Consider the following 26,223-nt stretch of genomic DNA (forward strand, 5'->3'; position numbering starts at 1 on the left):
GCGTGCATTGTCTGGGCGGGCCGACGCGGCGCAAACGTTAAACAGCAGGTCGAACATCGATGGACCAGAGCGGGACAAGCGAAGTTGAACAGCCGGTGAGCGGCGAGCATGACGCACAGGCCGACGCCGTGCAGGTCGATCTGTTCGGAATGCCGGTGGAGCAGACGGTCGGGAAGACGGCAGCACCGGCATCGAAGCCTGATGTGGGCGCGAAACCACCGCGCGCAAAGGCAAGCGGCGTGGCCCTGCTCTGGCAGGAAAACGACGCACCGGTGCCACCCGAAACCGGGACTGCGGCCGAGGCCCATGCGGCGCCGGCGACAACAGATGCACCGAAAAAACGCCGCTCGCGCGACGTTCTCGCCGCCACACCCTCTCCCGAACTCCTGACGCTCGCCGCCGAACTGCCGGCGCAGGTCCACCTCGGCACGTCGACATGGTCGTTTCCGGGCTGGAACGGCATCGTCTACGGCGACGACTACAGCAATAGCAAACTCTCGCGCGAGGGTCTGACGGCTTATGGCGCGCATCCGCTGTTAAGGACCGTCAGCATCGACCGGTCGTTTTACCAGGCGCTCACCGTCACCGAGTACCTGCGCTATGCCCAGCAGGTGCCGGAGCACTTCCGCTTCATCGTCAAAGCGCCGATGACGATCACCGACGCCACGGTGCGTGCCGAACGCGGCGAGCCGGTCTCACTGAACCCGTGCTTTCTGAACGCGCAAATGGCCATCGACGAGTTCGTCACGCCATGCCTCGAGGGCCTCGGCGCGAAAGCCGGTGCACTGGTGTTCCAGCTCTCACCGTTGCCCGACCAGATGCTCGCGCAACCGGCGGCGTTCATCGAACGGCTTGCCGAGTTCCTGGCAGCGTTGCCGAAGCTGCCCGAAGGCACGTGCTACGCGATCGAAATCCGCGATGCCAGTTTGCTCACACCGCGCTTCATCCGCACGCTAAAAGCGGCGGGCGTGCGGTATTGCGTGGGGATTCATGCACGGATGCCTGATCCGCTGCGTCAGGCGGCGGCGCTTGCCTTATTGGACGGCGAGCCGGCCGGCCCGTTGATCGTGCGCTGGAGTTTGCACGGTGGCTTCAAATACGAACAGGCGAAGGCCAAGTACGAACCGTTCAACCAGCTGGTCGATCAGGACCCGTCGACCCGCGCCGCGCTTGCCGAACTGGCCGCGCGTTATGCGCTGGCCGGCCAGCCGGTGGTGATCGCGATCAATAACAAGGCGGAAGGTTCGGCGCCGCTAAGCTGCGTGGAGCTGGCGCGAGAGATTATTGAGGCGTATGCGCGCCTTGCCCATGAGCACGAGCACGGCCACGAGCCGACGCCCCCGGAGTCGGAGTCGGAGTCGGAGTCGGAGTCGGAGTCGGAGTCGGAGTCGGAGTCGGAGTCGGAGTCGGACGAGAACGAGAACGGGCAGCAGGAAGGCGGCGAGCCAGGCTGAAACCCAGGTCACCGCCCGTCCCACCAATCAGGCAGTCATCAAACCTCCACCGCCGCGCCGATTCAGCTCGCCTTGATCCGGTGCGCGAACTTCTGCCGAAACTTCGCGACCTTCGGCGCCACCACGAACGAGCAGTACCCCTGGTTCGGATGCTGCGCGAAATAGTTCTGGTGATACGCTTCGGCCGGCCAGTAGTTGCCGTCGAGCGGCAGGACCTGGGTGACGATCTGGCCGTCGTAGATACCCTGCTCGCCAATCTCGCGGATGGCCTGCAATGCCGTTTCACGCTGCGCTTCGGAGTGGGTAAAAATCGCCGAGCGGTATTGTGTGCCGACGTCGTTGCCCTGCCGGTTCAACTGGGTCGGATCGTGGATCGCGAAGAAAATATCGAGAATCTCGCGATAGCTGATCTTCGCCGGATCGAAGTCGACGTTCACGACTTCAGCGTGGCCCGTCACACCGTCGCACACCTGTTCATAGGTCGGCCGTTGGGTCTGGCCACCCGCATAGCCCGACTCCACCGAGTTCACGCCCTCGACGCCCAGATACACCGCTTCGAGACACCAGAAACACCCGCCACCGAGGGTGGCGACTTCGCCTGTCTGACTCATGCTGCTTGCTCCTTGATACGCATAGCCGGCCGATGCCGGTCCCAGTTAACCGCAACGCTCATGCCACCACCGAGGCTTTCCAGCTTAGCGGTTTTTCCACTAACTGGCAGGCGGCGCGGCCAGTCCACTGCGATTGCAGTTAAAATTGGGACAAATCGACGATTTTCACTATGACTTTTGAATCATTTATTTCCGGTCGCACGCACGATGGGTTCAGCCTGGGGTTCATCCGGCTTGGCGCAAAGGCTCCCGCCCAATGAAGCGCGCCAGCCCGCCCAACTTCGATCAACCCGCCTTTAAACAGGCGCTCGGCCAATTCGCCACCGGCGTCACCGTCATTACCACGCGCGCCGCGTCCGGCCAGTTGATCGGCATCACGGCCAGTTCGTTCAATTCAGTTTCGCTCAATCCGCCACTGGTGCTGTGGAGCCTGGCCACGCGCTCGGCGTCGATGCCGGTGTTCCGGGCGAACAGTCACTACGTGGTCAACGTGCTGGCCGCGTCGCAACTGGATCTGTGCAAACGCTTTGCCACAGTGAAGGGCGATCGTTTCGAAGGTGTGTCGCACGCCGAAGGCGACACCGGCATGCCGGTGCTCGACGGCGCGCTCGCCTGGTTCGAATGCCATAACCGCAGCCGCTACGAAGAAGGCGACCACGTGATTTTTGTCGGCGAAGTGGAGCGCTGCGGCGTCCACGAGAATGCCGCGGAGATTGCCCCGCTAGTCTTCCAGAACGGTCGATTTCACGGACTCAAGCCGCTTTGACCGCGGCGCCGCTGTGTATGAACAGCGGCCACAAGCAGGCTCAAACCGACGCAAGCTGAGCCAGCCGCCCTAAGTCAGCTATGCGGCGCGGCGTGTCCACTGCTTTTCTTCACGAGCGACACCGGCACGCCCGAATCTTCCTTCAGCGTCTGCAGCACGATATTCGAACGAATATCCATCACGCCCGGCGCCTTATAGAGGCGTTGCAGCACGAAATCCGAATAGTGTTTGAGATTGTGGGCGAGCACCCGCAGCAGATAATGGGTTTCGCCGGTCACGACAAACGCGCCGACCACTTCCGGCCAATCCCGCACCGCCTCCGCAAAACGCTCGTGCCAGTTCTCCTGGTCGTTGCGCATCGACACCTGCACGAACGCTTCCAGTTCGAAACCCAGCACTTCGCGATTCAGACACGCGCGGTAATGTTCGATGACGCCCTGTTCTTCCAGTAGGCGCAAGCGTCGCAGACAGGCCGATGGCGAAAGCGAAATGCGCTCCGCCAAATCGAGATTGCTGATCCGTCCTTCTTGCTGTAGCACCGTCAAGATACGGCAATCGGTGGCGTCGAGCGAGATCGCGTTCATATTCGGTCTCCCTTTCCCATTTGACTCAAATTATGTTCCAAGACACGGCTCAGAAGGAGATTTTTTCGCAATCACATTTCGTGGCAAGCCACCTATCATTCCGGGATAGACACAATCCGCCGATGGAGACATGGACAAACTCTGGGACATCACCCCCGCCGTCGATACCGCGACGCCCGTCTGGCCCGGCGACACGCCGGTCGGCATCGAACGCGTGTGGCGCATGGAAGCGGGCTCGCCCGTCAACGTCGCGCGCCTGACGTTGTCGCCGCACACCGGCGCCCACACCGACGCCCCGCTTCACTACGACGCCGACGGCGCGGCGATCGGTCGGGTACCGCTCGATGCGTACCTCGGACGCTGCCGCGTGATTCATTGCATCGGCGCTTCGCCTGTTGTCACGCCACAACACCTGACGGGTTCGCTCGACGACCTGCCGCCGCGAGTCTTACTACGCACTTACAAAAACGCGCCGACTGCGGTCTGGGACAGCGCGTTCTGCGCAGTTGCGCCGGAAACGATCGACTTGCTGGCTGCGAGAGGTGTGAAGCTGATTGGCATCGATACGCCGTCGCTCGATCCGCAGGAATCGAAAACGATGGATGCCCATCATCGGATTCGCGCGCATCGCATGGCGATTCTCGAAGGCATCGTGCTGGATGCCGTCGCGCCCGGCGACTATGAATTGATCGCGCTGCCGCTCAAGCTGACCACGCTCGATGCGAGCCCCGTGCGCGCCGTGTTGCGCGCGCTGCCCGAATCGCGCTGATCACCGGCGCCCTGCAAAACTGAATCACCGCATTCACCGAACACCCTGATCTCTCTGACTGGACCATCATGAACACTCGTGAAGAAGCATTGGCGCTAGATAGCACCGACCCACTCGCGCCGCTGCGCGACCAGTTCGCGCTCTCACCGACCACTATCTATCTCGACGGCAACTCGCTCGGCGTGCCGCCGGCCGCCGCCGCACAACGCGCGCAGACCGTCATCGGCGCCGAATGGGGCGAAGGCCTGATCCGCAGCTGGAACACCGCCGGCTGGTTCGAACTACCGCGCCGTCTCGGCAACAAGCTCGCGCCGCTGATCGGTGCGGCCGACAACGAAGTGGTCGTCACCGATACGATTTCGATCAACCTGTTCAAGCTTTTGTCGGCTGCTGTGCGGTTGGCGAATGCGCGCGACCCCAAGCGTCGCGTGATCGTTTCCGAGCGTTCGAATTTCCCGACCGATCTGTACATTGCGCAAGGGCTGATCGAACAGCTCGACCGCGGTTATGAATTGCGCCTTGTCGACGATCCCTCCGAGTTGCCCGCCGCGATCGGCGACGACACCGCGATCGCGATGATCACGCACGTGAACTACCGCACCGGCTACATGCACGACATGGCCGCACTGACCAAACTGATCCACGACAAGGGCGCGCTCGCGCTGTGGGACCTCGCGCATTCGGCGGGCGCGGTGCCGGTCGACCTGAATGGTGTAGGCGCGGACTGCGCGGTGGGTTGCACGTATAAGTATCTGAACGGCGGTCCGGGTTCGCCGGCTTTCGTGTGGGTGCCGCAGCGGCATCAGAACGATTTCGCTCAGCCCCTGTCCGGTTGGTGGGGTCATCGCGCGCCGTTCAAAATGGACCCGGCGTATCAACCCGATGACGGTATCGGCCGTTTCCTGTGCGGCACGCAGCCGATGGTGTCGATGTCGCTGGTCGAATGTGGGCTCGATGTGTTCCTTCAAACGGATATGCAGACGATCCGCACGAAGTCGCTCGCGCTGACCGATTTGTTTATCGAACTGGTCGAAGCACGTTGCGGCGAGTTTCCTTTGAAGCTCGTGACGCCGCGTGACCATGCGCAGCGAGGTTCGCATGCGAGCTTCGAGCATCCGCATGGTTATGAAGTGATGCAGGCGTTGATCGCGCGTGGCGTGATCGGCGACTATCGCGAGCCCCATGTGCTGCGGTTTGGCTTTACGCCGTTGTATACGCGCTTTGTCGATGTGTGGGATGCGGTGGAGACGCTGCGCGATGTGCTTGCGCAAGAGACCTGGCGAGCCCCTGAATTTGCCGCCCGCGGCGCAGTGACCTGAGGAGCGCACGATGACCGATCACATGCAAACGCCGGGATTGCCGGAAGAGAAACCGGCGCAAGGATGTCCGTTTGGGCATGGCAGTGGGGTGGCCCCTTCGGCCTCGGTTACGGCTTCTGCCGCCGCCGATTCCGGCGATGGCTGGCATGACGCACAGCTCGACTTTTCGGAGTCGATGAGTTACGGCGATTATCTGTCGCTGGGGACGGTGCTGGATGCGCAGCATCCGTTGTCGCCGGATCACAACGAGATGCTGTTCATCATCCAGCATCAGACAAGCGAGTTGTGGATGAAGCTCGCGCTGTATGAACTGCGTGCTGCATTGAAGGCGGTTCATCGCGATGAGTTGCCGCCGGCGTTCAAGATGCTCGCGCGGGTGTCGCGGATCATGGAGCAACTCGTGCAGGCATGGAGTGTTCTCGCGACGATGACGCCGTCCGAGTACACGGCAATGCGGCCTTATCTGGGTAGCTCTTCCGGGTTCCAGTCTTATCAGTATCGGCAGATCGAGTTTCTGCTCGGCAATAAGAATGAGCAGATGCTGAAGCCGCATGCGCATCGGGCGGATGTTCTTGCCGAGGTGACGGCTTCGCTGGAGGCGCCTTCTTTCTATGACGAAGTCGTGCGCTTGCTGTCGCGGCGTGGGTTTGCGATTTCACCGTCCAGGTTGGAGCGCGATTGGACGCAACCGACTACGCATGATGCTTCTGTCGAAGCGGCGTGGTTGGAGGTTTATCGGAATCCTTCGCAGCATTGGGAGCTGTACGAGATGGCAGAGGAGCTTGTCGATCTCGAGGATGCGTTTCGACAGTGGCGGTTTAGGCATGTGACGACGGTTGAGCGGATCATTGGATTCAAGCAAGGAACCGGCGGCACGAGCGGCGCGCCTTATCTGCGGAAGATGCTCGACGTTGTTTTGTTTCCTGAGCTTTGGCATGTGAGGACGATGCTTTAAGCGTCTTCGTTTCGTCGTCAATGCACGATGTATCGACCGCGTTTGCGCGACGCATGGTGCCCGGTGGATGCACAGGCCAGAATGTAAAGATTGGTCACAATACGTGTGTTTAGCCTGTGTGGTTGATCGTCTTAAAAAACGGCTGGGTTAGATTTCCATGAGCCGTTAGACAAAACGGCCGGGTGTGAGAGCCCGAACGGTAGTTCACATAACCTACATTCGTGGGTCGTGCGCTTGCTTCCACACATCCATTCAATGGGCGGGTCGTAGCGAGAGGGCCGAAAGGCCCGCCGGTTTGAACTACCGCCGGTCTCTCAAACGCGCTACGTACCCGCTCACCCTGCTTGATAGTAGGTGTCGGGCGTTTCAGGAACACACCGGAAATCGCACTATGAGCAAATCCACCAAAAAGACTCAACCTGCATCACGCCTACCCGTTGATGCGCTCCAGTACGAAAAACTCGCACTGCCGGCGTTTGGCGAATGCGACCGACAAATCCGGCAGCCTGAAACACTGATTAACCTCGCGGCGAGCATCACCCAATGCCCGGCTACGACGGTTGAGGAAAGACGCCGTGAGCGCAACCTGCTGGAACACCTGCTCTATACCGTCGAGCAATACCAGCAGGAAATTGAAGGCGACCGTGACCTGTACCAGGTAGTCGCGCTCGATGCGAAGGGGGTTCCTCACAGTCGCATGACGGCCAAACTTGCGGAACAACTTCTTTCAGATGCGGCGGAAGCGGGACGAGAAGCAGGGGAAGCTGCAGCCGAAGCCAAAGCTGCGTCGGACAAAGCGGTGACGCGTAAGCAGGAGCGCGTAAAGACTGCCGCGTGCGCGCGAGCGGATGCAAAGCAGGCGGCCGTGAAGCACTAAAGAGAGGTAGCAGCCAACATGCTGCCACCTTGAAAAAGGCGCGATTTGTGAGCTGCACCTCAAGCGCGCCTCAGTGCGACCGGCCGAGTGGTACACGCGCGCGACCGACCCAAGCGCATCAAGCTATTCGTCATCGGTGTCGGGCCGGAGAATCTGTTCTCTAATCTCGCGGACGCAAAGCAGATCTCACTCTGGGAAATAGCGTGAAAACAGCAATGCTCGTCCTCGCACTATTCGTCAGCGGGGCTATCGTTGGCGGTTTGATTGGACTGTACATCGCCTTGCCACATTCGACGATCGAATGCGGCGACGAGTGCGGCGTGCGCGCTTTGGTCTTCGCCCTTCGCTGTGCATTGGCCGGTGCTTTCGTGCTTGCGCTCGCTGGCGGGATCATCGCCAAAGCGCACCGTCCGAGCCGGCAGGGTTAGCTCAATCGGAAATCGAATGAATAGGCGTTTCTTCACAACGGCTTGTTTCGGTCTTCTCGGGTTCGCGAGTGTACTTGGGTGGGGTGCTATAGACGTCAGATTGTGCAAGGCTTATCCGAGCTACTGCCGACCGGAACCCGGCGTGTGCGGTGGCATTGACGTATGCAGTAGTAACGCGCACATGATCATAGGTCTTGCACTAGTCGTACTCGGACCGCCCTTCCTATTCGCAATCCTCGGTTACCAGTTGAGCAGAAGAAATGTGAGCGCACGGCAGCTATTCTTATGGGGCTTTTTAGCCGTTGTCATTGATTGGTCGCTCACGCTCGTTGGTACGCGGGTCGTATCGTTGTAGGCCACACGCACAAGCCCATCACCTCGCCGTATACCCCCCATCAATCGGCAAACAAACCCCGCTAATCATAGAAGCCGCGTCGCTCAACAAAAACATAATCGGCGCGGCGACCTCAACGGACTCCGCAAAGCGTCGCAACGGAATCGCCATCAAAGCAGGATCGCGCTTCGCAGGATCACTCCACGCCTGCACCGCCATCGGCGTCAGCGTCACCGTCGGATTGACGCTATTCACCCGAATGCCGAACGGCCCCAGTTCGATACACAAAGCACGCGTAACCGCATCGAGCGCCGCCTTCGAAGCGGAGTAACTCAAATGGTCATCCAACGCCACAAGCGCAGCCTGACTGGAAACATTCACGATGCTGCCAGCACGTTTAGCATCGATCATCCCACGAGCCACGTGCTTGGCAACCAGCACCGCCCCCCGCGCATTCACCCCCATTACGCGATCGAAACTCGCGCCGGTCGTATCCACGGCACGCTCAAGCAAAGCAATCCCCGCACAGTTCACAAGCCCATCGAATGCATCGAGCGAGCCCAATGCCTCATCAATCGCGGCTTCATCGCTCACATCGAGCATCAACGGCTCGCAACCCGTTTCCTCAGCCAGCCGCGCGAGCTCATTCACATTCCGCGCCGCCGCGACGACATTCGCGCCAGAAGCACACAACGCTTCAACCGTCGCGCGTCCAATTCCGCTCGACGCGCCCGTCACCAGAATCGAGCGACCAGAAAAATCGAAAGTAGCATTCATGATGTCTGCAACCGATGCATGACCGGCTTCAACACCGGATACAAATCCGTATAGATGCCGAACCGCTGCTCGTACAACGCCATCCGTTGCGCGTTCGGCTCCGCACGTTCGATCAGCGTGACCCATCCACTCTGCGCTTCTTCACGCGACACCAGACCAACACCGACGCCAGCCAGCAACGCCGCCCCCATCGCCGCCTCCACGTCCTGCTCGATCGTATAGACCGGATAGCCGGTAATGTCCGCAATGATCTGCATCCAGAGATCCGAATGCGCGGCGCCGCCCACGACGATCAACTTGTCATCCAACGATTGCGCACCTTTACGTCCCGCCTCGATGTTGTGTTTCAGCGCGAACGACACGCCTTCCAACACCGCACGATACAAATGCGCCCGCGTATGAAACAGACTCAGGCCGACAAACGCACCGCTCGCCTTCGCGTCCCAGACCGGACTGCGCTCTCCCATCAAATACGGCAAGAACATCACACCATCCGAACCCGCCGGGATCTGGGAAGCACTCTCTTCCAGCAACCGATGCGGATCCCCATTCGGTATCGCGCGAGCGGCCTCAGTCTCCGCATGACAGAACTGCTCGCGATACCACGTCACCGAAGCACCTGCCGTAATCGCGCCGCCGAATACATAAATATCGCGCTGCCCGTTGAACACATGCGGCATGCTGATCAAACCATGCCGCGCGTCGACAGTCTGGTTGATATACCCCCAGCACATGCTCGTGCCGATCATTGCCACGTGTTGTCCAGCGCGCGTCACGCCCGCAGCAAACGTCGCCACCGCCGCATCTACCCCGCCCGCGACGATCGCCGCGCCCGCGTCCAACCCAAGCTGCTCGGTCCACTGCGACAACAATCCACCCACCACGTCCGACGACTCCACCAGCCGCTCCGGCATCATCGTCGCGGGAATGCCTAGCATGTCGAGCGCTTCATCGGACCAGTCGCGCTTCGCAATGTCGTAAATACCGCCGATATTGCCCGCCGAACTATGATCGACGGCGACCTCACCAGTCAGCATGTAAATCACATAGGCATTCGGCGGCAGGAAGTAGCGCGTATGCGCCCACACATCCGGCTCATGGTCGCGCAGCCACAACATCTTCGTGTAACCGTAGTAGCTATCCACGCCATTGCCCGTGATCGCATACAGTCGCTCGAGGTCGATATGTTCACACACCCACTCAACCTGATCGGTCGCACGCCGGTCCATCCAGATCAGACATGGATAGAGAGGCCGCATCTCGCTATCGACGGGAATCCCTGAGCCGCCATACAGGCTGCTCACGCACACCGCTTTGATCGACTTCGCCGCAACACCCGACTTCTTCGCTTTGCCGACGCACGCAGCAATACACTCCACCACCGCCTTCAACCACACCGCCGGCCATTGCTCGGCCCATAGCGGCCTGGGCGTGTCCGGCTGATAGCTCGACGCATGCTGCGCAACGATCACGCCGTGCTGATCGACCAGCAGCGCCTTGGTGCTCTGCGTGCCGATATCGACGCCGATGACGTAGTCCATACAGTCTCCGTTTATGTGCCGCTCATGCCGTACCTGCGCAAAGAAAGCTCAGGCGCGCGGCTTCATCAACACTTTGATCGAATCGAGCGAATTAGCGACCTTGATCGCTTCGTCCCATTCTTCCAGCGAAAAGCCGTGCGTGACGATGCCCTTCGACGTCACGAGCCCGCGCGCCAGCAAATCGATCGCAATCGGATAACAGTATGGGCCGAGATGCGCGCCGCGTACATCGAGCTCCTTGCGGTCTCCGATCACCGACCAGTCGAGCGTCGTATCCGCGCCGAACACGGAGAACTCGACAAACCGCCCAAGCTTGCGAATCATCTCCATGCCCTGATTGACGCCAATCGGTGCGCCGGTGGTTTCGATGTAAACATCGCAACCATAGCCGTCGGTCAGCGCATGAATGGTCGCCAGCGCGTCGTCCTGCTTCGGGTTGATCGTCACATCCGCGCCATACTCGCGTGCAAGCGCCAGGCGCTCTTCAACCAGATCGATCACGACGAGCTTCTTCGGCGTCTTCAAGTGCGCGACCTGCGTCATCATCAAGCCAAGCGGACCGGCGCCGGCAATCACCACCACATCGTCAAGTTGCAACTCACCACGGTTCACCGTGTGTATTGCACACGCCAAAGGTTCGATGATCGCGGCATCTTCGAGGGAGATGCCGTCGGGAATCTTGTGGACGATCGCGGTCGGCGGAATGCGCATGTATTCGGCCATGCCACCGTCCGCGACTTCGCGCTGGAAGCCGAAGATATTGTGCACTTCACACATCCAGTACTGGCCGGATTTGCAATAGCGGCACTTGCCGCACGGCACGATCTGTTCGGCGATCACGCGGTCACCCATCTTCACGCCGAAGTGATCGGCCGCGCCTTCGCCGATTTCTTCGACGAAACCGAAGAACTCGTGGCCCGGAATCACCGGCGCTTTGACCCACGGGCTCGGGCCGCCCCAGAACATCTTCGCGCCGGAATGGCATTTGCAATCGCTCGCGCAGATGCCGCACGCGGCGACGCGGATCACCAGTTCATGAGCGCGGGCCTTAGGCTTGGACACCTGTTCGACGCGATAGTCTTTCGGTGCGTGGCAGACGATCGCCGTCATGTCCTGCTTGTCGGATTGAGTGGATTGAGTCATTGCACGGTCCTGCTTATAAAAGGATTAGTCAGTGGAGAGTTACTTTCTGCGGTCGCGGCTGATGTAGATCGCCAGCAAAATAATCCCGCCCTTGATCACGTTCTGCACATACGGATTCACGCCGACCATGTTGAGGCCGTTGTTAAGTACGCCAAGTAACAAGGCGCCGATCAGGGTGCCGATAATCGAGCCGCGTCCGCCGGAGATCGACGTGCCACCCATCACCACGGCGGCAATGGCGTCGAGTTCGAAGCCGACGCCCGCGTTCGGCTGGCCGCTCATCAACCGTGCGGTCAACACGATGGCGGCGAAAGCGGAGGTCAAACCGGCAATCGAATACACGATAAGCTTCACACGAGCCACACGCACACCGGATAGACGCGTCGCCTGTTCGTTGCCACCAATCGCATACACGTAACGGCCGAATGGCATGCGCTCGAGCAACACCCACGCGATCGCATAGATCACCACCATGATCACAACCGGCGCCTGAATGCCGAGGATCTTGCCGCTACCGAAGAAGCTGACCCAATCGGGCAAGCCGTCGATCGGATAGCCACCGGTGTAGATCAGTGCGAGGCCGCGCGCGATACCCATCGTGGCGAGCGTGACGATGATCGGCGGCATACCAGCGAACGCGACGAAGAACCCGTTCGCCGCGCCGAAGCCCAAGCCGACCGCAATGCCGACCGCCAACGCGGCCACTGCATTCATCCCGGCAACGATCAAGCCTGCAGCGAGCGTGCCTGCCAAAGCCATCACCGACCCAACCGACAGATCGATGCCGCCGGTCAGAATCACACACGTCATCCCCACAGCGATGATCGCGTTGATCGACACCTGGCGCAGTACGTTCTCGATATTTGCGGCGGAGAGGAAACTGTCGCTCGCGAACACCATCACGATGCACACCACCAGCAAGCCGATGAACGGATAGAACAGCGTCGAGCGTTTCAACGCAGCCCACGTGAAGCGCACAGGTGCGCCCGGCGAGTCGCTGCTGACGGTCGATGTTTTCGGCGATGAAGAAGGACTAGGCGTGTTCATGAGTTGCTCCACGGGTGCCGGCTGTTGCATAGGTCATCACGGCGTTCGAGTCGATCTCGTCGCCTTCGAGCATCGCTTCGATGCGGCCCTGCCGGAACACGGCGACGCGGTCGCACATGCCGACGATCTCCGGCAGTTCGGATGAGATCATGATGATCGAGTAGCCGCGCGCGGTGAGTTCGCGCATCAGCAGATAGATTTCGGCTTTGGCGCCGACGTCGATTCCGCGCGTCGGTTCGTCAAAGATAAGGATGTTGGTGTCGTGATTCAGCCAGCGCGCGATCACCACCTTTTGCTGATTGCCGCCTGAGAGGGTTGCGACTTCGGTGTGCATCGTCGGCGCTTTGACGCCGACGCGCTTCATGATGTCGGCAGTGGCGCGCGCTTCACTGCGCTGGTCGATAAAGAAACGCAGCGAGCGGTACTTGCCGAGGTTGTTGATCGAGATGTTCTGCTTGATCGAGAAATCAGTGATCAGGCCTTCGGTCTTGCGGCTCTCGGGCAGAATGCCGACGCCAGCGCGCAAGGCATCCGCCGGATCGGATAGTTTCGCGGCGGCGCCATTGATGCGGATTTCTTTCACATAAGCCGGGTCCGCGCCGATCACGGCCAGCGCGGTTTCCGTGCGGCCCGAACCGACCAGTCCCGCGAAACCGAGAATCTCGCCCTCACGCAGCGTAAAGCTCAGCATCGGGCTGTCTTTGAGCAACTGCAGCTTGTCGACTTCGAGCACGATCTTCGCATCAGCGCGCAGCGGCGGCTTCGGCGGAAAACTGTTTTCGATGCGACGCCCCACCATCATTTCCACGAGGCGGCTCACATCGGATTGCGCGACCTCCGTCGTGCCGACGTACTGACCGTCGCGCAACACGGTTATGCGGTCGCACACTTCGAAGATCTCCTCGAGATGGTGCGAGATAAAGATCATCGCAACGCCCTGCGTCTTCAGCTCGCGCATGATCGCGAACAGATGTCCGGCTTCGGCGGGCGTCAGCGTCGCGGTCGGTTCATCCAGAATCAGAATGCGCGCCTCCAAAGACAACGCCTTGCCGATTTCAACAAACTGCTGCTGCGCGACCGACAGTTCACGAATCGGCACTGATAAATCGATCGCCACGCCGAGCCGCTGAAAAATCGAGGCAGCGGCGCGCCGCATCTTGCCGCGTTCAAGCAGACCCAAACCGTTCTTCAACTCACGGCCGAGAAACATGTTCTCCACCGCATTCAGATACGGAATCAGGCTGAACTCCTGAAACACGATACCGACACCCGCGGCGACCGCATCGTGGTAGTTCGTGAAGTGGCGCGCGTCGCCTGCAATCGTGATCGTGCCTTCATCTGGTTGATAGATGCCGCACAGAATCTTCATCAACGTCGATTTGCCCGCACCGTTTTCGCCGAGCAATGCATGAATCTCGCCGCGCGCGATTTCCAGGTGAATGCCTTGCAGCGCCTTCACACCGGGAAAGCTTTTGGTGATGTTGTCGAGCTTGAGAATCGTGTCCATCGGGTCCTCCTCTGCTGCTCGCCGCCATGTTCATCGAAGAGGCGCAGCGACGAGCATTCGGCTTACCAGCTAAAACCCCTGGCATTGCTCTTGTCGATCATCTTCACGTCGACCGGAATCGTTTTCGGCACATTAGCGCCCCACTTCTTCGCAAGTGCAATGCCGAGCGCGATACGCACCTGGTCGGCCGGGAACTGCGCGGACGTTTCAATGAACTTCGAATTCGGCTTCTGGATCGCGGCAATCGCTTCCGGCGCACCGTCGACGCTGGTCAGCTTGATATCCTTGCCCGATGAGTCGATCGCCGAGAGCGCGCCCATCGAGCCGCCGTCGTTCACGCTGAAGATGCCCTTCAGATTCGGATGCGCCTGGATCATGTTCTCGGTGACGGACAGGGCGGTCGCGCGTTCCTGCTTACCGTTCTGCGTATCCACGAGCTTGATACCGGGCACTTTCGCCAGCGCCGCCTTGCAGCCGCGCACACGTTCGAGAATCGGTACTACCGGAATGCCGTCGAGAATCGCCACTTCGCCGCTGCCGCCAAGCGACTTCGCCAGATAGTCGCAGGCCATCTCACCCGCGTCGAAGTTCTTGGAACCGACGAATGAATCGACCGGGCCATTCGCGTTCGCATCGACGGCGACGACCACCACGCCCGCCTTCTTCGCCGAGGTCACAGCGGATTGAATGCCGGTCGAATCAGTCGGATTCACGAGCAGGATGTCGATCTTCTTTTGCAGCATGTCTTCAACGTCGCTGACCTGCTTGCTGACGTCGTGATGCGCGTCGGTGACGACCACCGTCGCGCCGATCGACGCAGCCGCATCGTTCAGCGCCTTTTGCATTGTCACGAAGTACGGGTTGTTCAGTTCCTGAAACGTCATGCCGATCTTCAGCGGCGCGGCGTGGGCAGCCGGCGCGGCGATGAACGACAGACCGAACGCGAGCGTCGCGAGAGCGGCCGTGCTGCGCGCGAAAGTCTTCAACGATGCCTGCTTCGAAGTGGATTGCGTCATGGTTGACTCCATTATTAAAACTGTTCGATGAGATAAGCACATCCCTCACGCTGTCTGCGGACAGCGCGAAAGGTGTTGAAACGCGGGTGAACTGAAACGCTTCGCTTTGAAACGTTACGTAGGACTACGTCAGTGCTACGTCGGTGGATAGGCAGCCGCAGCGGTGCGTGGCAAATCTGGCGCAAGCACGATCGCGGGTGCATTGTCGATGCCCGTGCCGCGCGCGGCTGCCTCTTCGGAGGCATCGCGGCTCGCGTCGTTCAGTTGCTGATAGTGGCGAAATTTTGAAGGCGCCATGCCCTTCACCGCGAGGAACTGCCGGTTGAAATTCGACAGGTTGTTAAAGCCCGCCTTGAAGCAGATATCGGTGACACTCAGTTCATCGTCCGTGAGCAACTGGCACGCGAGGTTGATACGCATGCGATTCACGTACTGCACGAACGGCAGTCCCGTATGACGGCGGAAGTAACGCGAGAACGCACTCACACTTTGCCCGGCGAGTTGCGCCAGATCCGATTCGCGCAGATCGTTAGCCAGGTTCTTGCCTATATACGACAGCGCGTGATTGATGCGGGTCGACGCAAAACCGGTCGGGTCGGCCTGATAGGCGGGACTCGCGAGCGTCTCGCGGTCCTCGGCGTTCATCAGGATTTCAAGCATCGACATGAACAGCACGAGGCGGCGCAGTCCCCGCGCGGCCAGCAATTCGAGAAACAGCGGCTGGATCGCGGCGCTCGTTTGTCCACCGAACGACACGCCGCGGCGCGAGTCGGCGAGGAGCGCCTCGACCTGGCGCCACTCCGGAAAACTGTCCACACAACTCGACACGAACGCCTGCCCGAACTGAACCACCAGATTGCGCTGCGCAATGGTCTCGCCTTCCGGCACATCGCTGACCCAGTTGTGCGGCAGGTTCGGCCCCATCAACACGAGGTTGCCGGGCGCAAAGCTGCTGATATGGTCGCCGACGAACATCTTGCCGGTCGTCGCCACGATCAGATGGATTTCGTATTCCGGGTGAAAGTGCCAGCGCACCGTGCGATACGGATAGCCGTGCGACCACACTTTGAAGGATTCGTCGCGCCGTACGGCGACGACTTCCAGATCGGGTTGCATTCGCGTCTTCCTCCATGAAGCGGCGTGCTGCCGGTGCCGCTGAGCTTCGTCTTGTATAGCGAAAAGTAGCCCTCTAAAGCCTGATCCACCACTAAAAATCAGACCGCGGACCGATACTTTTTTGCATTCGGGTTAGTCCTGGCGCGGTAAAAGTCAAAATTGATGCAATGCAATACGCACGGCGAGACACGTCCCATAGCACGTGGGCGCCTCGCGAGTCGTGCTGAAAGCCCCGCCACGCCGCGCTGCGCCACGAAAAAAGCCGCAGACGTCGCCTTGACATTCGTTTCGCCGGGTACGATCATTCGCTCACAGCCAGAGCAAATGCTCCACCCGAAGAAAAACGCACGCTCCGAGCGGTGCGATCAAAGACATTCAGGAGACGCACATGAACAGCGGGCAAGGCAGCGGCGCGGCCGCACACGTGATCCTGCACATCGGCGCGGGATCGTTTCATCGCGCGCATCAGGCGTGGTATCTCCATCAGTTGAACGAGGCGAACGTGCCGGGCGAACCGCACTGGTCGCTGACAGTGGGCAATATCCGCAGCGACATGAATGCGGTACTCGAAGCGCTCGCCGCGCAAAACGGCGTCTATACGCTCGAGACCGTCACGCCGCAGGGCGAGCGCGCGTACGAGACGATCCGGTCGATCGAACGCGTGGTGCCGTGGACCGAGAGTCTCGACGCGCTCATCGAAGCGGGCGCCGATCCCGCCTGCAAGATCATTGCGTTTACCGTCACCGAAGGCGGCTATTACCTCGACGAACAGGACGAGCTCGACACGGCCAATGCCGATCTCGCGGCTGACCTGAAAGGCGGCCACACCACGATTTACGGCGCGCTCGCGGCGATTCTCGACGCCCGCATGAAGCGTGGCGCCGGCCCGGTCACGCTGCAGACCTGCGATAACCTGCGCAGCAACGGAGAGCGTTTTCATGCGGGCATGAGCGCGTTTCTCGAACGGCGCGGCGCGTATGAACTGGCGCAATGGTTCGACGACAACACCGCGTGCCCGAGCTCGATGGTCGACCGCATCACGCCGCGCCCGACACCCGACGTGCGCGAACGCGTCAAAGCCGCTACCGGGGTCGACGATGCCTGCCCGGTGATGGGTGAATCATTCATCCAGTGGGTGATCGAAGACCGCTTCATCGCAGGACGCCCTGCGTGGGAAAACGTCGGCGCGGAACTGGTCGACTCGGTGCTGCCGTACGAGGAGGCGAAGATCCGCATTCTCAACGCGACGCATAGCTGCATTGCGTGGGCGGGTACGCTGGTCGGACTGAACTACATTCACGAAGGCACGCTCGATCCGGACATTCACAAGTTCGCCTTCGATTACGTGACCGAAGACGTGATCCCTTGCCTTACGCCGAGCCCGCTCGATCTCGCGCGCTATCGCGACGTGGTGCTCGAACGCTTCGGCAATCCCTACATCCAGGACACTAACCAGCGCGTTGCAGCCGATGGCTTTTCCAAGCTGCCCGGCTTTATCGCGCCGACGCTTGCGGAATGCTTCGAACGTGGCGTCACGCCTGCGGCGACGGCGATGTTGCCGGCGCTGTTCTTCCGCTTCCTCGAACGCTGGAACGCCGGCAAGCTGCCGTATGCGTATCAGGATGGCTTGATGGACGAGCGCGTCGCGCGCGGTTTCTTTGCCGCGCCCGACCCGTTGAAGGCGTTCGCCGCTGACCGGCTGCTATGGGGCAGCATGGCGCAGACGCCGGAGTTGGAATCGGCGCTGGCGGGCGCGTTAGCGCGCGTCGACGTATGGCTGGCCAAACGCGGCGCGGCTTGACCCGTATGCCGGCGGCCAGCGTCGCCGCGACGTTGCGCGTGGACGTCGGCAGCAACGGGCATCGCATCAGGCAGCATCACTCAGCGCCGCGCACCGCGCGGCATCGAACCACACCGGTGCCAGGCTTAATGCGCATGGCACCGCTTGCCCTATGCGGCTAAAGTAGCGCATCCCTAACGACGAAGGTTTCGCGCCCATGTATCTCGGCATCGACCTCGGCACGTCCGAAGTGAAAGTCCTGCTGCTCGCCTCCGATGGACGCGTGATCGGCACCGCAGGCTCACCCTTTACCGTTTCGCGCCCGCATCAGCGCTGGGCCGAACAGAATCCCGAAGACTGGTGGGCCGGCACGCGCACGGCGCTGGCCGCGTTGCGCGCCAAACATCCGGACGAGTTCGCGCAGATTCGCGGCATCGGCCTTTCAGGGCAGATGCACGGGGCCGTGCTGCTGGATGCGGAGAACCGCGTATTGCGGCCCGCGATCCTGTGGAACGACATGCGCAGCGACAAGGAATGCGCGGAGCTAACTGAACGCGCGCCCGAGTTGCACACGGTGGCCGGCAATCTCGCGATGCCCGGTTTCACCGCGCCGAAGCTGCTCTGGGTTGCGCGCCACGAACCGGAAATCTTCGCGCAAACCGCCTGCGTGCTGCTGCCGAAGGATTACCTGCGGCTGCAACTGACCGGCGGCAAGGTGTCCGACCCATCGGATGCAGCCGGCACGCTGTGGCTCGACGTCGCCAAACGCGACTGGTCCGATTCGCTGCTCGCCGCCTGCAACATGACGCGCGCGCAGATGCCCGACTTGTGCGAAGGCAGCGCGCCGTCCGGCACCCTGCTCCCCGAGGTGGCGCGCGAGTTCGGTTTGAGCGACGGCGTGATCGTCGCGGCCGGCGGCGGCGACAATGCCACGAGTGCGATCGGCATCGGCGCGACGCAACCGGGCGATGGCTTCGTCTCACTCGGCACGTCCGGCGTGTTGTGCGTGGTCGGCGACAGTTTCCGGCCGAACCCCGCATCCGCGGTGCACGCGTTCTGTCACGCGATTCCGGATCGCTGGCATCAGATGAGCGTGGTGCTGTCGGCGGCAAGTTGTTTGCGCTGGGTCTGCAAGCTCACCTCCACCGACGAGCCAACCCTGCTCGCCGAAATCGAGGCGTTGCCAGCGGAGGCGTTGAACACTGCCCCACTCTTTCTGCCCTATCTGTCGGGTGAACGTACGCCGCACAACGACCCGTATGCGCAAGGCGTGTTCTTCGGCATGACTCACGCAACCGATCGCGCGTTGCTCGGCTATGCGGTGCTCGAAGGCGTGACGCTCGCGCTTACCGACGGCCTCGACGCCTTGCGCGCGGCCGGCACCGAAGCGAAGGCGTTGTCCCTGCTCGGCGGCGGCGCGCGCAGCGATTACTGGGCGCAACTGCTCGCCGATGCGCTCGACACCGCCACCCGTAAGCACGGTGGCGGCGAAACAGGCGCGGCGCTCGGCGCGGCACGTCTCGGCTGGCTGGCCGCGGGCGGTGATCCGGCCAAGGTGCTGACCAAGCCGCCGATCGAAAAGGAGTTCACGCCGAATCCGCAGCGGCACGCCGAGCTGCGCAGCCGGCTCGAAGCCTATCGCGCGCTCTACCGCCACGTGCGGCCGCTGTTCGACCCCGCGCGGCAACCGCTCGCCTAACCGGCAACCCACAGCCGGTTCCCGTTGAGAGGCGAGGACCGGCTGCTATCATCGGCGCACTACAAGCGAACCGTCACCGTGCCCAAGTCCACAGAAAAATTAGATCTTGCTACCCGCGCCGCGTGGCTTTACTACGTCGCCGGCAATACGCAAAACGAAATCGCCGAGAAACTGCAGGTGTCACGTCCGGTCGCGCAGCGGCTGGTCGCCTTCGCCGTCGAGAAGAATCTGATTCGCGTACGCGTCGATCACAAACTGGCCGATTGTCTTGCCCTCGCCGATCAACTCTCGAAGCGCTACGGCCTGAGCATGTGCGAGGTCGTCCCGATCGACAGCGATACCTCGGAGGAAGTCGACCGCAAGCTGGCCGTGGCCGGCGCGCAGGTCATGGAACGCTATCTCGGCGAAGAAAAGCCGATGGTGGTCGCCGTGAGCAGCGGCCGTACGCTGAAGGCCGCGGTCGATCAGATCGCGCAACTGGAGCGTCCGCAGCACCGGTTGGTATCGATGGTCGGGGCGATCGCCTCGGACGGCTCCTCGAACCGCTACGACGTCGCGCTGCACATTTCGGAGAAGACCGGCGGCAAGCACTTTCTGCTGCCTGCGCCGTTGCTCGCCGACAGCGAGGCCGAACGCGCGCAGTGGTGCAATCACCGGCTGTACCGGATCGTCGAATCGCTGTCCGCCCAGGCGGATGTCGCGTTCGTTGGCATCGGCAATATTGGCCCGAAATGCCCGCTGCACGAAGACGGCTTTATCACGACCGCGGAAGTGAATGAGTTGGTGCAAAGCGGTGCGGTGGCTGAGATGCTCGGCCTGCCGATCGATTCATCCGGCGCGCACGTCGAATCACCGACCGGCCGGCGCGTCACCAGCATTGCGCTCGACTCTCCGCCGCAGCGGCCCACCATCGGGTTTGCCGGCGGCGAGCGCAAGCGTGAAGCGCTGATCGCGGTGCTCAAAGGTGGCTGGCTGTCGGGACTGGTGACCGACGAGTTGTGTGCGAAGGCGGCGCTCGAAGCCTAAGCGCGGCGCGCACAGGCGATTGGCTGTCCGAACTTGTGACCGACGAGTTGTGTGCGCAGGCGGCGCTTGAAACCTGAGCGCGGCACGCGCAGACCGCTGCCCGCGCCCAAACGTGTTCGCAACGCGTTGCCCACGCGGGCGCCGCTGGAAGCCCGAGTGCGACGCTTGCCACGGCGGCTTATCCCGAGCGCTGATTGAAGGAAAGCGGCGCCCCGCCGCTTTCCCAATCACGTGCTCACGCAGCCAGCACTTCGACAATCTTCCGCTGGAAGGCTTTCCCATCGCTGTCAAACAAATGGCAGTGATCCGGCGTGGCGCCGAGCTTTTGCGTCTCACCTTTGGCGTGCCGTTCGAGCGGTGGAATCCGCGCGATCAGGCCATCCGGCGAAACGCTCGATTCGGCATACAGATACGCTGCGTCGCCGAGCGATTCGAGCGCCATGGTGCGCGCCGAGATGCCGTCTTCTGTCATGCCGACATGCAGATGCTCCGGACGGATGCCGACGGTGACCTTGTCGCCCTGCTTCACCGTGCCTGGCTCCACCGCGACACGCTGCGTCTCGCCGGTTTCGTAGCGCACCGTGACGCCGTCATGCGTCACTGACTGCACGACCCCTTCCATGAAGTTCATCTTCGGCGAACCGATGAAGCCGGCTACGAAGCGATTAGCCGGTGCGTGATACAGCATGGTCGGGCTGCCGACCTGCTCCACATTGCCCGCCGACAGCACGACGATCTTGTCGGCCAGCGTCATGGCTTCGACCTGATCGTGCGTCACGTAGATCATCGTGGTTTTCAATTCGTCGTGCAGACGCGCGAATTCGAGGCGCATCTTCACGCGCAGCGCGGCGTCGAGGTTCGACAATGGTTCGTCGAACAGGAACACCTTCGGCTTGCGCGTAATCGCGCGGCCGATTGCCACCCGCTGGCGCTGACCGCCCGAAAGCTGCTTTGGCTTACGATCGAGCAGATGGTCGATGTGCAGAATCTTCGCCGCATTGCGCACGGCGGCGTCGATCTCCGGCTTCCTGGTGCCGGCGAGCTTCAGGCCGAACGCCATGTTGTCGTACAGCGTCATGTGCGGATACAGCGCGTACGACTGGAACACCATCGCGATGCCGCGCTTGGCGGGCGGCACGTCGTTCACGCGCGTGCCGTCGATGGTCAGATCGCCGCCGCTGATATCTTCGAGGCCGGCGATCATCCGCATCAGCGTCGATTTACCGCAACCGCTCGGACCCACAAACACGACGAATTCGCCGTCAAGGATGTCGAGGTTGATGTCGCGCATCACTTCGTTGTCGTCGTAGGCCTTTCTGATGTTGCGCAGAGTTACGCTTGCCATGATGTGTCTCCGTGTATTGCTCTAACTGCGTTGATTCGTTTATCCAGGTGCTGCGCCAAGGCGGTTGCGCTTATGGCGTCGCTGCCGTCGCGCTCAGCGTCCATTGCGCAACCAGCTCCGGCAACTGCAACATGTCGTCGAATACGGAACGCGCGCCCGCTGCATGCAATGCGTCGATCTGCGCGTCGCTCGCATGACCGCCGCCGATAAAGCCCAGCACCGTCATGCCGGCCGCGGTCGCCGCCGTCACGCCCGTCACGCTGTCTTCCACCACCAGGCAGGCGGACGGCGCAAGGCCGAGACCACGCGCTGCGGCAAGATAGACATCGGGCGCCGGCTTCGGATTCGGCACCGCATCGGCGCAAAAGACCCGATCGCCGAAGAACCTCACGAGGCCCGTGCGCGCCAGTACGTTCTCCACATACGGGCGGAAACTGTTGCTCGCGCAGGCTTTGGTGAGCGGCACCTGCGCAAGCGCAGCCTCGATGCCATCGACTGCGGGTGCCTGCATCGCCGCTGCTTCCACCGCTCGACGGATCGCCTCGATATCCTCGGCGCTCAGGCGCTTGTCAAGTTGCGCCGCCGTGCCTTGCAACACTTTTTCGATGCGCAAGCCGAGCAGCGGCAGCACCACCGGTTCGACATCGGTATCGGGCCAGCGCGCTTCGAGTTCGTGCACCAGCATGCGCGCCGCCACGGCTTCGCTGTCGATCAGCACACCGTCGCAATCGCAGATCAGCGCGAAATTGCCTACGCTCGTACCTGCACTCGTGACTGCCGTCATTTCACCGCCCCGAACGTAAGGCCGCGCACCAGTTGCTTCTGCGACAGCCAGCCGACAATCAGGATCGGCGCGACCGCGAGCAGCGAAGCAGCGGAGAGCTTGGCCCAGAACAAACCTTCAGGACTCGAATACGAGGCGATGAACACAGTCAGCGGCGCGGCGTTCGAACTCGACAGGTTGATGCTCCAGAACGCTTCGTTCCACGACAGGATCACCAGCAGGAGCGCGGTGGAGGCGAGCCCCGGCAGCGACATCGGCATGAGCAGGTAGACGATTTCCTGCCACGTCGCCGCGCCGTCGATCCGTCCTGCTTCGAGAATGTCGCGCGGAATTTCGGCGAAGTACGTGAACGACATCCACACCGCAATCGGCAGATTGATCAGCGTGTAGACGATCACCAGACCGGACACCGTATCGAGCAGGCCGCTGTTTTTCCACAGCAGATAGATCGGCACCAGCACGCCGACCGACGGCATCATCTTGGTCGACAGCATCCACAGCAGCACTTTCTGCGTGCGGCGCGTCGGAAAAAAGGCCATCGCATAGGCGGCCGGCACGGCGAGCAGCAGGCACAGCACCGTGACGCCCACCGAGATCAGGATGGAATTCCACGCGAATGCAAAATAGTTGCTGCGCGCGAACACCTCGCGGAAGCTATCGAGCGTCGGGATGAAAAACAGCGACGACGAATACGCCTGCTGCTCCGTCTTGAACGCGGTGATCGTCATCCAGAAGATCGGGAAGAACAGCAGCAGCGCGACCAGCCAGGCAATCACGCCGGGAATGCCGCGGCGAATCGTGGCGAACGGTGATTTGGCCGGCACGCTGATGGACGTCGAGGTGGACGTCGGTGTAGAGGCAACGTGGCTCATTTTTCGTACTCCCCTTTCAGGTTCTTCGCGAGCATCCGCACAAGGAAGAACGACACGATGTTAGCCAGCACGACAGCCAGAATGCCGCCTGCCGAAGCGAGACCGACGTCGAACTGTTGCAGGCCCAGCGAATAGATCAGGTACGACAGATTGGTGGTCGCGGTGCCCGGACCGCCGCCCGTGGTCGTATAGATTTCGGCGAAAATCGACAGCAGGAAAATCGTCTCCATCATCACCACCACCGCGATCGCCCGTTTCAGGTGAGGCAGCGTGATGTAGAAGAACATCGAGAACGGACCCGCCCCGTCGATCTTCGCCGCTTCCTTCTGCTCCTGATCGAGCGACTGGATCGCGGTGAACAGAATCAGGAACGCGAACGGCAGCCACTGCCACGCGACGATCATGATCACCGCCGTCAATGGATAGTCGGCGAACCAGTCGATCGGCTGCATGCCGATCGCGCGCATACCCTGTGCGATCAGGCCGTACACCGGGTGCAGGATCATGTTCTTCCAGATCAGCGCGCTGACCGTCGGCATCACGAAGAACGGCCCGATCGCCAGCAGCCGCGCGATGCCCTGACCGTAGAACTTACGGTCGAACAGGATCGCCATCAGCACGCCGCCAACCACGGTGATCACCAGCACCGAGATGATCAGTTCGAGGGTGTGCCCGATCGACGGTCCGAACGACGGATCGGTGGCGAGATACTTATAGTTGTCGAATCCGGCGAAGCCTTTGAGATCCGGATTCAGCAGGTTGTAGCGCCGGAACGAAAACCAGATCGTCATCGCCAGCGGAATGGCCATCCACAGTACAAGTACCGCGACCGAGGGCGATACCAGCCAGCGGGCGGAATTGGCTTTACGGACTTCGCGTTCTTTTTCTGTCTGGGGATGGGCATGCATGAGAGGTAGGCGCAGAGGACGCATGATTGACCACCTGTTCGGTAATGCGCGGGCTGTCCGGCGAAGACACCACCTTGGCCGCATCACTCGCCGCGACGCCAGGCGATGTTGCGACGCGTGAGTGGCCAATAAGTGGCGAGGACGGCCCGCTGTGCTGCGTGAGCCGGCTGACGGGCGTCAGCCGGCGCGTTTCGCGTTACGTTGCAGTGCTTGCGGTGCGGCTCAACACTGCGGCTTACTTCTGATAGCCGGCCTGTTGCACGGCGCGGTTCGCCGTTGCCTGCCCGGCTGCCAGCGCCTGATCGACCGTCATCTGACCGGCAACCGCGCCGGAGATGCTCTGACCGACCACTGTGCCGAACGACTGGAACTCAGGGATGCCGACGAACTGCACACCGGTGTACGGCACCGGCTTCAACGTCGGGTGATCCGGATCCGCCGTTTCGATCGCCTTCAGCACGAAGTCGCCGAACGGTGCAGCCTGTTTGTATTCAGGGCGCGCGTAGGTCGAATGACGCGTTCCCGGCGGCACCGAGGCCCAGCCTTCATCCTTCGCGACCAGTTCGATGTACTGCTTCGACGTGGCCCACGCGATGAACTTCTTCGCCGCGTCAGCCTGCTTCGACGACTTCGGAATGGCCAGCGCCCATGCCCACAACCAATGCGAGCCCTTCGGCGTGACTTCGATTGGCGCCGCCGCAAAGCCCACCTTGTCGGCGATCTGCGACTGCTGCTTGTTGTAGAGCATGCCGGCGGCCACCGTGGCGTCGATCCACATCGCGCATTTGCCCGAGGACATCAGCGTCAGGTTCTCGTTGAAACCGTTCGAGCTCGCTCCCGGAGGGCCGTCTTTCTTCAATAGATCGACGTAGAACGTGATGGCCTTCTTCCATTCCGGCGAGGTCAGTTGCGCCTGCCACTTTTCGTCGAACCAGCGGCCGCCGAAGGTGTTCACCACCGTCGTCGCGTACGCCATGTTTTCGCCCCAGCCGGCCTTGCCGCGCAGGCAGATGCCGTACATGCCATTGGCTTTGTCCGTGAGCTTGTCGGCGAATTGCGCGATCTGGTCGTAGGTCGGTTGATCGGGCATCTTCAGGCCCTTGGCCGCGAACAGATCCTTGCGGTAATACGTCATCGAGCTTTCGACGTAGAACGGCAGCGCGTACAACTGGCCGCCGCTCGAGAGGCCGTCGCGGGCTGTTTTCACGACGTCGTTCAGATCGTAATCAGCGGGCAGGCCGGTAAGCGGCGTGAGCCAACCGCGCTTGCCCCATTGCGGCGTTTCGTACGCGCCGATCGTCATCACGTCGAACTGGCCGCTGCCGGTCGTGATGTCCGTGGTGGCGCGCTGACGCAGTACGTTTTCTTCGAGAATCACCCAGTTGAGCTTGATGTCCGGATTCGCCTGCTCGAAAGCGGGCGAGAGCTTCTTCAGCTCGATCATGTCCGGGTTGTTCAACGTGGCGATGGTCACCGTGGCGGCCTGAGCGTTCAACGCAAAGCATGCAAGTGCGCCGGCACTGACCGCCTTCAGCGTGGTTTTGGTAGCTGGTTTCATGTGTTGT

Annotated in this window: 25 protein-coding genes; 11 read left to right on the forward strand and 14 right to left on the reverse strand. The window is 61.4% G+C overall.

The features are described 5' to 3' along the window. Positions 1–59: 59 nt before the first annotated feature. A complete protein-coding gene (locus tag PQQ96_RS08510; RefSeq protein WP_408290766.1) occupies positions 60–1,454 on the forward strand; it encodes a DUF72 domain-containing protein in 1,395 nt (464 codons plus the stop codon). 62 nt (positions 1,455–1,516) lie between these two features. On the opposite strand, the gene msrA is transcribed toward PQQ96_RS08510, so the two are convergent. After that, positions 1,517–2,065 carry a peptide-methionine (S)-S-oxide reductase MsrA gene (gene msrA, locus PQQ96_RS08515; protein WP_408290768.1) on the reverse strand — a complete coding sequence of 183 codons (549 nt, stop codon included), beginning with the start codon at positions 2,063–2,065 and terminating at the stop codon, positions 1,517–1,519. Positions 2,066–2,321: 256 nt separating this feature from the next. Here msrA and PQQ96_RS08520 point away from each other — a divergent pair, with 256 nt between their 5' ends. Then, on the forward strand, positions 2,322–2,831 hold the full coding sequence (locus PQQ96_RS08520; RefSeq protein WP_408290770.1) for a flavin reductase family protein: 510 nt from the start codon (positions 2,322–2,324) through the stop codon (positions 2,829–2,831). A 74-nt stretch (positions 2,832–2,905) separates the two neighbouring features. Here the strand turns inward: PQQ96_RS08520 and PQQ96_RS08525 are convergent, their stop codons facing one another. After that, positions 2,906–3,415 carry an Lrp/AsnC family transcriptional regulator gene (locus PQQ96_RS08525; protein WP_074282355.1) on the reverse strand — a complete coding sequence of 170 codons (510 nt, stop codon included), beginning with the start codon at positions 3,413–3,415 and terminating at the stop codon, positions 2,906–2,908. A 130-nt stretch (positions 3,416–3,545) separates the two neighbouring features. Between PQQ96_RS08525 and kynB the strand changes: the two genes are divergently transcribed. The 5 genes from kynB (at position 3,546) to PQQ96_RS08550 (ending at position 7,763) form a co-directional block, all read left to right on the forward strand. Further along, complete coding sequence (gene kynB, locus PQQ96_RS08530; protein ID WP_408290772.1) at positions 3,546–4,184, forward strand: arylformamidase; 639 nt, start codon at positions 3,546–3,548, stop codon at positions 4,182–4,184. Positions 4,185–4,252: 68 nt separating this feature from the next. Then, positions 4,253–5,503 carry a kynureninase gene (gene kynU / locus PQQ96_RS08535; protein ID WP_408290774.1) on the forward strand — a complete coding sequence of 417 codons (1,251 nt, stop codon included), beginning with the start codon at positions 4,253–4,255 and terminating at the stop codon, positions 5,501–5,503. Positions 5,504–5,513: 10 nt separating this feature from the next. Next, entirely contained in the window at positions 5,514–6,458 is a 945-nt protein-coding gene (gene kynA, locus PQQ96_RS08540) for a tryptophan 2,3-dioxygenase (RefSeq protein ID WP_408290776.1), read from the forward strand. 391 nt (positions 6,459–6,849) lie between these two features. Next, positions 6,850–7,335: a hypothetical protein gene (locus tag PQQ96_RS08545; RefSeq protein ID WP_408290778.1), complete on the forward strand. Its 486-nt coding sequence runs from the start codon at positions 6,850–6,852 to the stop codon at positions 7,333–7,335. A gap of 203 nt (positions 7,336–7,538) precedes the next feature. Next, positions 7,539–7,763 carry a hypothetical protein gene (locus tag PQQ96_RS08550; protein ID WP_408290779.1) on the forward strand — a complete coding sequence of 75 codons (225 nt, stop codon included), beginning with the start codon at positions 7,539–7,541 and terminating at the stop codon, positions 7,761–7,763. A gap of 373 nt (positions 7,764–8,136) precedes the next feature. Here PQQ96_RS08550 and PQQ96_RS08555 read toward each other — a convergent pair whose 3' ends face one another. From PQQ96_RS08555 to PQQ96_RS08585, 7 genes are all read right to left on the reverse strand, one after another. Then, positions 8,137–8,874, reverse strand: a complete 738-nt coding sequence (locus PQQ96_RS08555) for an SDR family oxidoreductase (protein WP_408290781.1) — start codon at positions 8,872–8,874, stop codon at positions 8,137–8,139. After that, positions 8,871–10,415, reverse strand: coding sequence for an FGGY-family carbohydrate kinase (locus PQQ96_RS08560; protein WP_408290783.1), 1,545 nt, complete (start codon positions 10,413–10,415; stop codon positions 8,871–8,873). Before PQQ96_RS08560 ends, PQQ96_RS08555 begins: the two co-directional genes overlap by 4 nt. Positions 10,416–10,463: 48 nt before the next feature. Further along, on the reverse strand, positions 10,464–11,558 hold the full coding sequence (locus PQQ96_RS08565) for an alcohol dehydrogenase catalytic domain-containing protein (RefSeq protein ID WP_408290785.1): 1,095 nt from the start codon (positions 11,556–11,558) through the stop codon (positions 10,464–10,466). Between the two features lie 39 nt (positions 11,559–11,597). Then, on the reverse strand, positions 11,598–12,605 hold the full coding sequence (locus PQQ96_RS08570) for an ABC transporter permease (RefSeq protein ID WP_408290787.1): 1,008 nt from the start codon (positions 12,603–12,605) through the stop codon (positions 11,598–11,600). Then, positions 12,592–14,112, reverse strand: a complete 1,521-nt coding sequence (locus PQQ96_RS08575; RefSeq protein WP_408290789.1) for a sugar ABC transporter ATP-binding protein — start codon at positions 14,110–14,112, stop codon at positions 12,592–12,594. The genes PQQ96_RS08570 and PQQ96_RS08575 overlap by 14 nt, the downstream gene beginning before the upstream one ends. 62 nt (positions 14,113–14,174) lie before the next feature. Then, positions 14,175–15,128: an ABC transporter substrate-binding protein gene (locus PQQ96_RS08580; protein ID WP_408290790.1), complete on the reverse strand. Its 954-nt coding sequence runs from the start codon at positions 15,126–15,128 to the stop codon at positions 14,175–14,177. Between the two features lie 135 nt (positions 15,129–15,263). Continuing rightward, positions 15,264–16,244, reverse strand: a complete 981-nt coding sequence (locus tag PQQ96_RS08585) for an AraC family transcriptional regulator (protein ID WP_408290792.1) — start codon at positions 16,242–16,244, stop codon at positions 15,264–15,266. A 388-nt stretch (positions 16,245–16,632) separates the two neighbouring features. Here PQQ96_RS08585 and dalD point away from each other — a divergent pair, with 388 nt between their 5' ends. The 3 genes from dalD to PQQ96_RS08600 all read left to right on the forward strand — a co-directional run bounded on the left by dalD (position 16,633) and on the right by PQQ96_RS08600 (position 20,749). Beyond that, entirely contained in the window at positions 16,633–18,045 is a 1,413-nt protein-coding gene (gene dalD / locus PQQ96_RS08590) for a D-arabinitol 4-dehydrogenase (RefSeq protein ID WP_408290794.1), read from the forward strand. 196 nt (positions 18,046–18,241) lie between these two features. Further along, positions 18,242–19,723: a xylulokinase gene (xylB, locus tag PQQ96_RS08595; RefSeq protein WP_408290795.1), complete on the forward strand. Its 1,482-nt coding sequence runs from the start codon at positions 18,242–18,244 to the stop codon at positions 19,721–19,723. Between the two features lie 78 nt (positions 19,724–19,801). Next, positions 19,802–20,749, forward strand: coding sequence for a sugar-binding transcriptional regulator (locus tag PQQ96_RS08600; protein ID WP_408290797.1), 948 nt, complete (start codon positions 19,802–19,804; stop codon positions 20,747–20,749). 235 nt (positions 20,750–20,984) lie between these two features. Here the strand turns inward: PQQ96_RS08600 and PQQ96_RS08605 are convergent, their stop codons facing one another. The 4 genes from PQQ96_RS08605 to PQQ96_RS08620 form a co-directional block, all read right to left on the reverse strand. Further along, a complete protein-coding gene (locus PQQ96_RS08605; RefSeq protein WP_408290799.1) occupies positions 20,985–22,094 on the reverse strand; it encodes an ABC transporter ATP-binding protein in 1,110 nt (369 codons plus the stop codon). Between the two features lie 70 nt (positions 22,095–22,164). Beyond that, a complete protein-coding gene (locus PQQ96_RS08610) occupies positions 22,165–22,878 on the reverse strand; it encodes an HAD family hydrolase (RefSeq protein WP_408290800.1) in 714 nt (237 codons plus the stop codon). Further along, on the reverse strand, positions 22,875–23,750 hold the full coding sequence (locus PQQ96_RS08615; protein ID WP_408290802.1) for a carbohydrate ABC transporter permease: 876 nt from the start codon (positions 23,748–23,750) through the stop codon (positions 22,875–22,877). The genes PQQ96_RS08610 and PQQ96_RS08615 overlap by 4 nt, the downstream gene beginning before the upstream one ends. Next, positions 23,747–24,682 carry a carbohydrate ABC transporter permease gene (locus PQQ96_RS08620; protein WP_408290804.1) on the reverse strand — a complete coding sequence of 312 codons (936 nt, stop codon included), beginning with the start codon at positions 24,680–24,682 and terminating at the stop codon, positions 23,747–23,749. The genes PQQ96_RS08615 and PQQ96_RS08620 overlap by 4 nt, the downstream gene beginning before the upstream one ends. A gap of 2 nt (positions 24,683–24,684) precedes the next feature. On the opposite strand from PQQ96_RS08620, the gene PQQ96_RS08625 reads away from it, so the two are divergent. Continuing rightward, positions 24,685–24,903: a hypothetical protein gene (locus PQQ96_RS08625; protein ID WP_408290806.1), complete on the forward strand. Its 219-nt coding sequence runs from the start codon at positions 24,685–24,687 to the stop codon at positions 24,901–24,903. On the opposite strand, the gene PQQ96_RS08630 is transcribed toward PQQ96_RS08625, so the two are convergent. Then, complete coding sequence (locus PQQ96_RS08630; RefSeq protein WP_408290808.1) at positions 24,894–26,216, reverse strand: ABC transporter substrate-binding protein; 1,323 nt, start codon at positions 26,214–26,216, stop codon at positions 24,894–24,896. The two genes, PQQ96_RS08625 and PQQ96_RS08630, sit on opposite strands and share 10 nt — an antisense overlap. Positions 26,217–26,223 lie beyond the last annotated feature (7 nt).

It is taken from the genome of Paraburkholderia sediminicola, from assembly GCF_046027825.1.
GTDB lineage: Bacteria > Pseudomonadota > Gammaproteobacteria > Burkholderiales > Burkholderiaceae > Paraburkholderia > Paraburkholderia sediminicola_D.